The sequence below is a fragment of the Advenella incenata genome (assembly GCF_004217095.1).
Taxonomy (GTDB): Bacteria; Pseudomonadota; Gammaproteobacteria; order Burkholderiales; family Burkholderiaceae_B; genus Advenella; species Advenella incenata.
In genome coordinates, this window is the sequence record NZ_SHKO01000002.1 from 56,651 (window position 1) to 68,239 (window position 11,589).

12 protein-coding genes and 4 tRNA genes are annotated in these 11,589 nt (G+C 50.6%); 15 read left to right on the top strand and 1 reads right to left on the bottom strand.

Annotation, left to right across the window (positions count from 1 at the left end):
- Positions 1 to 110: 110 nt before the first annotated feature.
- Positions 111 to 1,286: a methionine aminotransferase gene (locus tag EV681_RS11475; RefSeq protein ID WP_165393039.1), complete on the bottom strand. Its 1,176-nt coding sequence runs from the start codon at positions 1,284 to 1,286 to the stop codon at positions 111 to 113.
- Between the two features lie 266 nt (positions 1,287 to 1,552).
- Here EV681_RS11475 and mnmG point away from each other — a divergent pair, with 266 nt between their 5' ends.
- The 15 genes from mnmG (at position 1,553) to rplL (ending at position 11,427) form a co-directional block, all read left to right on the top strand.
- On the top strand, positions 1,553 to 3,493 hold the full coding sequence (mnmG, locus tag EV681_RS11480; protein WP_128393328.1) for a tRNA uridine-5-carboxymethylaminomethyl(34) synthesis enzyme MnmG: 1,941 nt from the start codon (positions 1,553 to 1,555) through the stop codon (positions 3,491 to 3,493).
- Positions 3,494 to 3,503: 10 nt separating this feature from the next.
- On the top strand, positions 3,504 to 4,184 hold the full coding sequence (rsmG, locus tag EV681_RS11485; RefSeq protein ID WP_130304104.1) for a 16S rRNA (guanine(527)-N(7))-methyltransferase RsmG: 681 nt from the start codon (positions 3,504 to 3,506) through the stop codon (positions 4,182 to 4,184).
- A complete protein-coding gene (locus tag EV681_RS11490; RefSeq protein ID WP_128393326.1) occupies positions 4,174 to 4,971 on the top strand; it encodes a ParA family protein in 798 nt (265 codons plus the stop codon). Before rsmG ends, EV681_RS11490 begins: the two co-directional genes overlap by 11 nt.
- A gap of 11 nt (positions 4,972 to 4,982) precedes the next feature.
- Positions 4,983 to 6,002 (top strand): ParB/RepB/Spo0J family partition protein, encoded by a 1,020-nt coding sequence (locus EV681_RS11495; protein WP_128393325.1) that lies wholly within the window; start codon positions 4,983 to 4,985, stop codon positions 6,000 to 6,002.
- A 141-nt stretch (positions 6,003 to 6,143) separates the two neighbouring features.
- Positions 6,144 to 6,229 (top strand) — tRNA-Tyr (locus tag EV681_RS11500).
- A gap of 179 nt (positions 6,230 to 6,408) precedes the next feature.
- Positions 6,409 to 6,482 (top strand) — tRNA-Gly (locus tag EV681_RS11505).
- Between the two features lie 79 nt (positions 6,483 to 6,561).
- Positions 6,562 to 6,636 (top strand) — tRNA-Thr (locus tag EV681_RS11510).
- A gap of 46 nt (positions 6,637 to 6,682) precedes the next feature.
- Positions 6,683 to 7,873, top strand: a complete 1,191-nt coding sequence (gene tuf / locus EV681_RS11515) for an elongation factor Tu (protein WP_128393272.1) — start codon at positions 6,683 to 6,685, stop codon at positions 7,871 to 7,873.
- Positions 7,874 to 7,972: 99 nt separating this feature from the next.
- A tRNA-Trp gene (locus EV681_RS11520) sits at positions 7,973 to 8,048 on the top strand.
- A gap of 34 nt (positions 8,049 to 8,082) precedes the next feature.
- The gene (gene secE, locus EV681_RS11525; RefSeq protein ID WP_128393324.1) at positions 8,083 to 8,463 is read left to right on the top strand and encodes a preprotein translocase subunit SecE; all 381 of its coding nucleotides are present in this window, start codon (positions 8,083 to 8,085) and stop codon (positions 8,461 to 8,463) included.
- 10 nt (positions 8,464 to 8,473) lie between these two features.
- Entirely contained in the window at positions 8,474 to 9,007 is a 534-nt protein-coding gene (gene nusG / locus EV681_RS11530; protein WP_014752667.1) for a transcription termination/antitermination protein NusG, read from the top strand.
- Between the two features lie 65 nt (positions 9,008 to 9,072).
- On the top strand, positions 9,073 to 9,507 hold the full coding sequence (rplK, locus tag EV681_RS11535) for a 50S ribosomal protein L11 (RefSeq protein WP_014752666.1): 435 nt from the start codon (positions 9,073 to 9,075) through the stop codon (positions 9,505 to 9,507).
- Positions 9,507 to 10,202, top strand: coding sequence for a 50S ribosomal protein L1 (rplA, locus tag EV681_RS11540; RefSeq protein WP_128393323.1), 696 nt, complete (start codon positions 9,507 to 9,509; stop codon positions 10,200 to 10,202). The genes rplK and rplA overlap by 1 nt, the downstream gene beginning before the upstream one ends.
- 242 nt (positions 10,203 to 10,444) lie before the next feature.
- Entirely contained in the window at positions 10,445 to 10,969 is a 525-nt protein-coding gene (gene rplJ, locus EV681_RS11545; RefSeq protein WP_128393322.1) for a 50S ribosomal protein L10, read from the top strand.
- A 77-nt stretch (positions 10,970 to 11,046) separates the two neighbouring features.
- The gene (rplL, locus tag EV681_RS11550) at positions 11,047 to 11,427 is read left to right on the top strand and encodes a 50S ribosomal protein L7/L12 (RefSeq protein ID WP_014752663.1); all 381 of its coding nucleotides are present in this window, start codon (positions 11,047 to 11,049) and stop codon (positions 11,425 to 11,427) included.
- The last annotated feature ends 162 nt before the right edge of the window (positions 11,428 to 11,589 follow it).

Genomic DNA, 11,589 nt, shown 5'->3' on the forward strand with positions numbered 1-11,589 from the left:
CCAGCCAAATTTCCCGCTAAGTACATGAATCTGCGCGCAAATTCATCCGTTTCAACATATCCACAGAGTATCTATCTCTTAATCTTTTATATATTCAAACAGTTTAATAACTAGAGGTGCTTAAGCACCGAAATGGCCTGCATCAAGGTCTCTTGTTTTTTTGCAAAACAAAAACGAACCAGATTATGGTTTGATTCAACATCATCAGGATTTCGGTAAAAAGCAGACACTGGTATCAAGGTCACTTTCTTTTCCTGAGTCAACCACTTTGCGAAAGCAAGTTCATTGTCCTGAGATATCTCTGAATAATCTGCCAGAAGAAAAAAGGTGCCCTGACTACGTATCGGTTTAAACCGAGTGTTTTTCAGTTCTTCATAGAGAAAATCGTGTTTTTCCTGATAGAAAGCAGGCAATGTAAGATAGGTTGAGGGGTCTGCTGTATAAACACCCAGTGCGACCTGCATTGGAGAGCTCACGGTAAACACCATAAACTGATGCACTTTTCTTAATTCAGCAGTCATAGGTGCAGGCGCGCAGCAGTACCCTATTTTCCAGCCGGTTGTGTGATAGGTTTTGCCAAATGATGAAATATGAAAGGTTCGTGCTGCCAAAGAGGGACGACTGCTTAGACTTAGAAACGGTTTGTCGTCAAAAACGATATGTTCATAAACTTCGTCTGCCAACAAAAGCACCTTTGTGTCAGCAACAATCGTTTCTAACGCATCCAGATCGCTTGCAGCCAGGGTGATCCCAGTAGGGTTATGGGGGAAATTCAGTATTATCAATCTGGTTTTTGGGGTTATGGCCTCCCCTACCCTGTCCCAATTCACTGAATAACTGCTGTGTTCATCCCCAGGCGCCACAAGTGGTACAAAAACCGGGATTCCACCTGCAAGACGAATTGCCGGTACGTAGGAATCGTAACTTGGCTCCAGGATGATAACTTCATCTCCAGAATTGACCACTGCAAGAATTGCAGCCATTAGCGCTTCAGTTGCACCACTGGTAACAGTCACCTCGGTATTTTCGTCATATTGGTGGCCATACAGTGTTGCGACCTTTTTTGCGATGTTGCTGCGCAACAGCTGGTCACCAGGCATATAGGGATATTGATTGTGGCCTGTTTTCATTGCCTGGCTAACCAGATCAATGAGTTTTGGATCAGGATCGAAGTCCGGAAAGCCTTGACCAAGGTTTATTGCCTTGAAATCGGCCGCCATTTTGGTCATAACGGTAAAAATTGTGGTTCCAACAGTGGGAAGTTTGGATGAAATGCTTGTATTCACTTTTTGCGTCTCTTACTGTATTAATTTTATCAACAGGGCTATAATTCTTATTATGCCTGAATGTTGATGATCTTATACACAAACAATACCTATATATTCACAGCATATTCACCGTGTTATCAACATACTTATCCACAATTGTTCCACGTGGAACAATTTAGATAATATCTTTTATGTGCTATTGCGTTTAAAATAGCATTTCCATAAAACGCCTTTTAATGTTCCACGTGGAACATTTCTCTATTTCCTTCGATTGAAAGAACAAAATGAACTACCCAGACGAATTTGACGTCATTGTTGTTGGTGGAGGTCACGCCGGTACTGAAGCGGCGCTTGCTGCTGCGCGATCCGGATCCAAAACCCTCTTGTTGACCCATAATATTGAAACCTTGGGGCAAATGTCCTGCAATCCTTCTATTGGCGGAATAGGGAAGGGGCATTTGGTAAAAGAGATTGACGCGCTGGGTGGCGCAATGGCTATTGCTGCGGATGAGGCGGGAATTCAGTTCAGAATTCTGAATAGTTCGAAAGGCCCGGCGGTAAGAGCGACGCGTGTACAAGCAGATCGACTGCTCTATAAGCAGGCTATTCGTTCCCGATTGGAAAATCAGCAGAATTTGTGGCTGTTTCAACAAGCAGTAGATGATCTTGTTCTGGAGGGGGATAGGGTAGTTGGCGCCAAAACCCAAATTGGGGTAGTGTTTCGTTCGAAAACGGTTGTCCTGACTGCTGGAACCTTTCTGAATGGTTTGATTCACGTGGGTTTGAATAATTATTCTGCGGGCAGAGCGGGAGATCCCCCTGCAATCAGTCTTGGACAACGGCTTAAGGAAATGAATCTGCCACAAGGACGGCTTAAGACTGGCACGCCACCACGTATCGATGCCCGTAGTATTGATTTCAGTAAGTTGGAAGAGCAGCCTGGCGATACAGATCCTATGCCGGTATTTTCCTATATGGGGTCGGTACAGATGCATCCACGCCAGGTGTCTTGCTGGATTACGCACACCAATACCCGAACGCACGATATTATCCGCAATGGGTTGGATCGTTCACCCATGTATACCGGCGTGATCGACGGAATAGGGCCGAGATATTGCCCGTCTATTGAGGATAAAATAAACCGCTTTGCCGATAAAGACTCTCATCAGATATTCCTGGAGCCAGAGGGTCTGCTTACGAATGAAATTTATCCCAATGGAATTTCCACCAGTTTGCCCTTTGATGTGCAGCTGGAACTGATTCACACCCTGCCAGGCCTGGAGCACGCACACGTGCTGCGCCCTGGCTATGCCATCGAATATGACTATTTCGATCCACGTGGACTCAAACGCAGTCTTGAAACGAAAGTGATTTCTGGTCTGTTCTTCGCAGGGCAGATAAATGGCACTACCGGTTATGAAGAGGCTGCGGCACAAGGCTTGCTTGCCGGGCTTAATGCGTCCCGGCTGGCAAAAGGGCTTGATTCGTGGACGCCGAAACGCGACGAGGCTTATCTGGGGGTGCTGGTAGACGATTTGGTGACGCGAGGCGTAACCGAGCCGTACCGGATGTTTACCTCACGGGCAGAATATAGGTTAAGCCTGCGTGAAGACAATGCAGATTTTCGTTTGACGGAAATAGGGCGGCAGTTAGGGCTGGTTGACGATGCACGTTGGGATTTCTTTAGTAATAAGCGTGATGCGGTTCAACGGGAAGTTTCCAGACTTACGGGTACTCGCGTATCACCCAGGACATTTAACGCAGATCTATCCGAGAAGCTGCTTGGTACACAGCTGGAACGGGATTACTCGCTTGCAGATTTGTTGAAACGCCCAGCCGTAACTTATAACACCCTGACGAATGCGGCCACTGAAGATGGTACCGTGCTGGCACCTGCAGATGTTTTGTCTGACGCGGTCAAAGAGCAGGTCGAAATACAGGTGAAATACGCCGGTTATATTGCCCGTCAGCAAGAAGAAGTTACACGTCAGAGCCATCTTGAAGAACAGAAAATTCCGGCAGACCTGGACTACGAAACAGTGGCCAGTCTGTCATTTGAAGTGCGGCAGAAACTGAAGGACGCACGCCCCGAGACCGTAGGTCAGGCGCGCAGGATTTCAGGAGTAACTCCGGCTGCTATTTCCATCCTGTTGATTCATTTGAAACGTTTGCAGCTGTCGACCAAAACGCTGCGCAAAACAGCGCCCGTGGCCGTTGAAGAATGAGCAGGTGGGTATGAACGAGCATGAGAGAGCAGGGCGGCACGACCGCATTGCAGGTGCGGCCGTCAATCTGGATCTGTCCATTACCGATATGCAGATTCAGCAGTTGATAGATTATCAGGATCAGCTGTTACGTTGGAATAAAGTGTATAACCTGACTGCGTTAAGGGATCCGGATAAGGTGCTGATTCAGCATGTTTTTGATAGCTTGTCTGTGATTGGTCCCCTGAGTGACAAGTTTGCCCCAGGGCGTAAAATTTCTGTACTGGATGTGGGTTCTGGTGGTGGTCTGCCAGGGGCAGTCATGGCTATAATGAGACCTGACTGGCTGGTATGCTGCGTAGATGCCGTTGAAAAGAAAACGGCGTTTATCAGACAGGCCGCGGGCGTACTTAAGCTCCCCAATCTGGTATCCGAACATATTCGTATTGAACGAAAGCCGCCGGCTGGCGCCGACCTGGTTATTTCGCGCGCGTTTGCCTCATTGGTCGATTTCAGTGACTGGTCGGGTATGCATGTGGGTCGCGACGGGCACCTGGTCGCAATGAAAGGGCGGTTGGCACCGGAAGAAGTGTCACAGCTGGAAGAAAAGGGCGCGTGGTCGGTTGGGCAGGTTCAGAAACTGAACGTGCCGGAACTGGATGCTGAGCGTTGTCTTGTATGGTTGCAGCAAGTAGGAAAATATGACAAATGAAATAAAATCACCTCGCGTATTCTGTATTGCAAACCAGAAGGGAGGGGTAGGTAAAACGACGACGGCAATTAATCTGGCTGCCAGTCTGGCGTTACACAAAAAGCGGGTGTTGCTGGTGGATCTGGATCCGCAAGGCAATGCAACCATGGGCAGCGGCATTGATAAAAATAGTTTAAGCTTAAACATTTATCAGGTGCTGATAGGCGAAGCCAGTATCGCTGATGTACGTGTACGCTCGGAAACTGGCGGCTACGATGTCTTGCCCGGCAACCGCGAACTGTCGGGTGCAGACTTCGATCTGTTTGAGCTAGAGAACCGCGAGCATCAGCTGAAAAATGCGATTGCCCAGGTCGCTGGCGATTATGATTACGTTCTGATCGATTGTCCGCCTACGCTGTCACTGCTGACCCTGAACGGGCTGGCATGTTCAAATGGCGTCATCATTCCGATGCAGTGCGAGTATTTTGCGCTGGAGGGGCTCTCGGACCTGGTCAACACCATCAAGCGGGTGCATAAGAACATTAACCCGGATCTGAAAATGATCTGGCTACTGCGCGTGATGTATGATTCTCGCGTGACATTGCAGCAGCAGGTATCGGAACAGCTCATGGAACACTTTGGCGACAATGTGTTCAAAGCTGTCGTCCCGCGCAATGTGCGGCTGGCCGAAGCGCCCAGTCATGGCGTACCCGGCGTCCTGTACGATAAGTCGTCGCGCGGCGCCAAGGCCTATCGGGAATTCGGGCTCGAAGTCATCAAGCGCGTCAAAGCAATGGATAAGGAATAATAGAGGAAATCATGGCAACAGCGTCATCGAAAACGGCCGGCAAAACCGCAGCCAAAAGCACTACCAAAACGCCCGCAAAATCGGCTGCAAAAACGACTGCAAAATCGGTATCCAGGGCTGCCCCAGCAGCGGTAAAGAAGGCCAAGGGCCTGGGCCGCGGATTGTCAGCGCTATTGGGCAATGATATCAATGTCATCGAGGACCTGTCCCGTGACGAGAAAAAAGGCCCTGAGCTGCCCTCAAGCGTGCCGTTGAACCAGATTCGTGCCGGTAAGTACCAGCCCCGGACGCAAATGGACGAGACGGCGTTAAACGAACTGGCCGAATCGATACGCAGCCAGGGCATCATGCAGCCTATCCTGATTCGCCCGATTGCCGGAGACCAGCCGGAAAAATACGAAATTATCGCCGGCGAGCGGCGCTTTCGGGCCGCCAAACTGGCCGGCCTTGCCGAAGTGCCGGTGCTGGTGCGCGAAGTAGCCGACGAGAATGCGGCAGTCATGGCGCTGATCGAGAATATTCAGCGCGAAGACCTGAACCCGCTTGAAGAAGCCCAGGGGGTAAAACGGCTGATTGACGATTTTCAGTTCACCCATGAGCAGGCGGCCCAGGCAATTGGCCGTTCCCGCTCGCTGACCAGCAACCTGCTGCGTCTGTTGAATCTGGCCCAGCCGGTCCAGAACTTCCTGCTGCAGGGCCAGCTCGACATGGGTCATGCGCGGGCCCTGCTGGCCGTGGATTCGGCAACTCAGATCATTCTGGCCAACCAGGTTGTGGCTCGCCAACTGTCCGTGCGTGAGACCGAGAGACTCGTTAACAGCGCAGGGCAGAGCAAGGCGCAGTCCAAGCCCAAAGCAGTGAATCGGGATGTCGAGCGCCTCGAAGAGGCCCTGTCGGACCACCTGGGTACCCGCGTCAGCCTGAAAATGGGCAGCAAGGACAAGGGCCAGCTAATGATTGACTTTCATGGCTGGGAGCATCTGAACTCGCTGCTGGAAAAGCAGGGATTGAACAATATTCTGGAAAGTTGAAGACGGCGATTTGATGGCCGGATTTGCGGCAATTTTCCGACAGTTCGGTAAAAAATTGCAGTAAATCGGGTTAATCATCGTTTTGGCCATAATTAGTACTTGACAGCTAATCTCAAGTACTACATAATCCGTAGTTCTCTTGGTGGAGTGCCCGAGCGGCTAAAGGGGGCAGACTGTAAATCTGTTGGCTTACGCCTACGTTGGTTCGAATCCAACCTCCACCACCAGCCGAATTTGTTCTTTGTGAAGGCTTTTGTTAGTCATTGGCTGCCGGAGTGAGTGATTTGCCCAGATTTACATCTGCCGCAACTAGTCACCCTCCTGCTGTAACAGTGGTGATACTGGGATACGAATAGTACCGCCTCAACAATAACAAATTGCGAATGCAGGAACGTTTCAGGATCCTGCGGGTGTAGCACAATGGTAGTGCAACAGCCTTCCAAGCTGATGATGAGGGTTCGATTCCCTTCACCCGCTCCATCCCGCACCGGTTTCCTATTGTTTAGGCCATATGTACGTTAGTTTTTATATGGCCGGGACAAGTTGTTAGAAAGAATTTGCCCATGTGGCTCAGTGGCAGAGCACTCCCTTGGTAAGGGAGAGGTCGCGGGTCCGATTCCCGCCATGGGCACCACAAGCGTTTTAATTATTTATCCAGCCCCAATCTTCAGGAGTCGGTAATGGCAAAAGGTAAGTTTGAACGTACCAAACCACACGTAAACGTAGGTACGATTGGTCACGTTGACCATGGCAAAACAACGCTGACAGCGGCGATTACAACGGTATTGTCCAAAGCGTTTGGCGGCGAAGCCAAAGGCTACGACCAGATTGACGCGGCGCCTGAAGAAAAAGCGCGTGGTATCACGATCAACACGGCACACGTAGAGTACGAAACCGAAGCGCGTCACTACGCGCACGTAGACTGCCCAGGCCACGCCGACTATGTTAAAAACATGATCACGGGTGCGGCGCAGATGGACGGCGCGATCCTGGTATGTTCGGCCGCTGACGGCCCGATGCCTCAGACACGTGAGCACATTTTGCTGTCGCGTCAGGTTGGCGTGCCTTACATCGTTGTGTTCCTGAACAAAGCGGACATGGTTGACGATGAAGAGTTGCTGGAACTGGTCGAAATGGAAGTGCGCGAGCTGCTGTCCAAATACGACTTCCCGGGCGACGACACACCGATCATCAAGGGTTCAGCCAAACTGGCGCTCGAAGGCGACGAAGGTCCGCTGGGCAAGCAAGCCATTATGGCACTGGCCAACGCACTGGATACGTATATTCCTACACCAGAGCGTGCGATTGACGGCACATTCCTGATGCCAGTAGAAGACGTGTTCTCTATTTCCGGTCGTGGTACGGTTGTTACAGGTCGTATCGAGCGCGGTATCGTCAAAGTTGGCGAAGAGATTGAAATCGTCGGTATCAAAGACACTGTCAAAACCACTTGCACGGGCGTGGAAATGTTCCGCAAGCTGCTGGACGAAGGTCGTGCGGGCGATAACGTGGGTATTTTGCTGCGCGGCACCAAGCGTGAAGACGTTGAGCGTGGTCAGGTTCTGGCCAAGCCCGGTTCAATCAAACCGCACACCGGCTTTGCAGCCGAGGTGTATATTCTGTCTAAAGACGAAGGTGGTCGTCACACACCATTCTTCCAGGGCTATCGTCCCCAGTTTTACTTCCGTACAACGGACGTAACCGGTACGATCAAGCTGCCAGAAGACAAAGAAATGGTTCTGCCCGGCGATAACGTATCAATGGACGTAGAGCTGATTGCACCGATCGCCATGGAAGAAGGTCTGCGCTTCGCGATTCGCGAAGGTGGCCGTACTGTCGGCGCCGGCGTGGTTGCTAAAATCACGAAGTAATTGCAGTAATCGCCATTGCAGTACAACGCGGTGCCTGGGTAGTGTATAGTTATATATGCACTACCCTCCGCTTCTGAACCGCGCAGAAGACAGGTTTACAGGGGTATAGCTCAATTGGCAGAGCGTCGGTCTCCAAAACCGAAGGTTGTAGGTTCGATTCCTACTGCCCCTGCCACCCATTTGTGGGGCTGTAAACAGCTCAATTTAACATGTCAAATAGCAGTGTAGAAACCGTAACAACACCGTCAGACAAGTATAAGATCGTACTGGCGGTGGTCATTATTGCCGTTGGCATTTTTGCATATTCATATTTTTCCGATATGAATATCTATGCGCGTGTCGGCATGTTTGTCGGTAGTCTGGTGGTTGCTGCTTTGATTTTCTGGTTCAGCGAGTCAGGCCGCCGTTCAGTCGATTTTGCGACCGGGGCCTATTCGGAGCTCAAGCGGGTGGTTTGGCCAACACGTGCCGAAACCATCCAAATGACCGGAATCGTATTTGCCTTTGTCATTGTCATGGCCATTTTCCTATGGCTTGTTGACAAATTGATTGAGTGGATCATCTACGGCGTGTTTTTAGGCTGGAATTAAAGGACAGGCGATGAGTAAACGTTGGTACGTTGTGCATGTCTTTTCTGGCATGGAAAAAAGTGTTCATAAAGCCCTGCTCGAGCGTATCGAGCGGGCCGGCCTGCAGACCTCTTTTGGCCGCATTCTGGTTCCTTCCGAGGAAGTGATCGAAATGCGTGGCGGGCAAAAAGCCATTACTGAACGTCGGATCTTTCCTGGCTATGTGCTGGTTGAAATGGATCTGACAGACGAAACCTGGCATCTGGTCAAAAACACCAATCGTGTGACCGGGTTCCTGGGTGGATCGGGCAATCGTCCGGCGCCTATCTCTGAGAAAGAAGTGGAAAAAATTCTGTCTCAGATTGAAGAAGGCGTTGAGAAGCCCCGTCCGAAAATCCTCTTTGAAGTGGGCGAAATGCTGCGCGTCAAGGAAGGTCCGTTTGCCGATTTCAATGGCAACGTGGAAGAAGTCAATTACGAGAAAAGCAAGGTGCGTGTCAATGTGACCATTTTTGGTCGTGCCACCCCTGTTGAGCTGGATTTCAGCCAGGTCGAAAAGACCTGAGCGGTTCTTTTTCATTAACCCCGGGGAGCAGCGCAAGCTGCGATTGAACCCGTAAGGAGCATAGCATGGCGAAGAAAATCGTCGGCTTTATTAAACTGCAGGTACCTGCAGGGAAAGCCAACCCATCACCCCCAATCGGTCCTGCGCTGGGTCAGCGCGGCCTGAATATCATGGAATTCTGCAAGGCCTTCAATGCCAAAACCCAAGGCATGGAACCTGGTCTGCCAATTCCTGTTGTGATTACCGCGTTTGCTGATAAATCTTTCACATTTATCATGAAAACGCCACCGGCCACGATTCTGATCAAGAAAGCCGCCGGTATCCAGAAAGGTTCAGCACGTCCGCATACGGACAAAGTTGGCACATTGACACGTGCTCAGGCTGAAGAAATCGCAAAAACAAAAGAACCTGACCTGACCGCTGCCGATCTTGACGCAGCAGTACGTACGATTGCCGGCAGTGCCCGCAGTATGGGTATTACGGTTGAAGGAGTGAACTAATGGCTAAAGTATCTAAACGCACGGCAGCTATTGCTTCCAAAATCGATCGTAACAAGCTGTACCCTGTTGCTGAAGCCCTGACACTGGTCAAGGAAACAGCCACTGCCAAGTTTGATGAGTCTATCGACGTGGCCGTTCAGCTGGGTATTGATCCCAAGAAATCCGACCAATTGGTTCGCGGCTCCGTTGTGCTGCCTGCCGGTACAGGTAAATCCGTTCGTGTGGCAGTATTTGCCCAGGGCGAGAAAGCCGAAGCCGCCAAGGCCGCCGGCGCCGATATCGTTGGCATGGAAGACCTGGCAGACCAGATCAAGGCAGGCCAGTTCAACTTTGATATCGTGATTGCGTCTCCTGACACAATGCGTATCGTCGGTACCCTGGGTCAGATCCTGGGCCCTCGCGGCCTGATGCCTAACCCTAAAGTCGGTACCGTGACGCCAGACGTCGCTACTGCAGTGAAAAATGCCAAGGCCGGTCAGGTTCAGTACCGTACCGACAAGGCAGGTATTATTCACGCCACGATCGGTCGCGCATCTTTCGACATCGACAAGCTTCAGTCAAACCTGGCTGCTCTGGTTGACGCCCTGAACAAAGCCCGTCCGGCTACGTCAAAAGGCGTTTACCTGCGCAAGCTGGCCGTTTCATCCACAATGGGTGGCGGAGCGAAAATCGAGGTTGCCTCGCTGGCAGCCTGATAACAGAACTTTGGGCTGTGCCTGATCGCGCATCAGGCATTGCTGTCAAAGACCGCTGGAGCGGCCTGATCATCACTGTGTGATGTCCCGGGCTGCTTAAAACCGGAGACGTTTTTCCGGATCCTGCGTAGACGGCGTCCCATGGAAGAATTCTTAGCAGAGCTCGACCAGAGGTACGCCGCATATGGTTGACGCAATTGGGAACTGTTCCCAGCCGCGTCTTTAGATGGAGTGTTCAAACCGTGAGTCTCAATCGTAATGAGAAAGCGGCAGTAATCGAGGAAGTATCCGCTCAAGTAGCGAATGCACAATCCATTATTGTTGCTGAGTACCGTGGTATTGACGTTGCTTCTGTCACCGTATTGCGCAAATCTGCACGTGAATCAGGTGTTTATCTGCGTGTTCTGAAGAACACGCTGGCCCGTCGCGCGATCAATGGCACGCCTTTCGAAGGCTTGTCTGATCAACTGACTGGTCCATTGATCTATGCAATCAGTGAAGATCCTGTTTCTGCATCAAAAGTACTTTCTACATTCGCTAAAACGAATGACAAGATCGTACTCAAAGGTGGTGCCCTTCCAGGCAGCATCCTTGATTCCAACGGCGTTAAAGCCCTGGCCACCATGCCTTCTCGCGAAGAGCTGTTGTCCAAACTGTTGGGTACTATGCAGGCACCTGTTACACAATTTGTGCGTACGCTTAATGAAGTTCCAACCAAATTCGTTCGTGGCCTTGCTGCCGTGCGCGATCAGAAGGAAGCCGCTTAAGGCACCTGTTGGTTCTTTCTTAAAGACTAAGCGATACAAAACCCTGGCAATTATTTAAATTTATTCGGAGTTCTAAAATGGCTTTAAACAAAGCAGAAATCCTCGACGCTATCGCCGGCATGACTGTGCTGGAACTGTCTGAGCTGATCAAAGAAATGGAAGAAAAATTCGGCGTGTCAGCTGCTGCTGCCGCTGTTGCTGTTGCTGCTCCTGCAGCCGGTGGCGAAGCTGCTGCTGCCGCTGAACAAACTGAGTTCACAGTCGTTCTGACTGAAACCGGTGCTCAGAAAGTAAACGTCATTAAAGCCGTTCGCGAACTGACAGGTCTTGGCCTGAAAGAAGCGAAAGACCTGGTTGACGGTGCACCAAAACCAGTTAAAGAAGGCGTTTCTAAAGCTGAAGCTGAAGAAGCGAAGAAAAAACTTGAAGACGCTGGCGCTAAAGCTGAACTCAAGTAATCATCTAACGATGATACCCGGAGTGGCTTTAGCCACCTCCGGGTTTTTGCGTTTCTAGGAAAGACGACCTTTTCACTGTCTTGTCGGCAGAATAAATTGAAAGAAGGCGTTTTTCGTGGAGTCGTAAAACCCCATGGATTATGGACAACCCCATAATTCTTA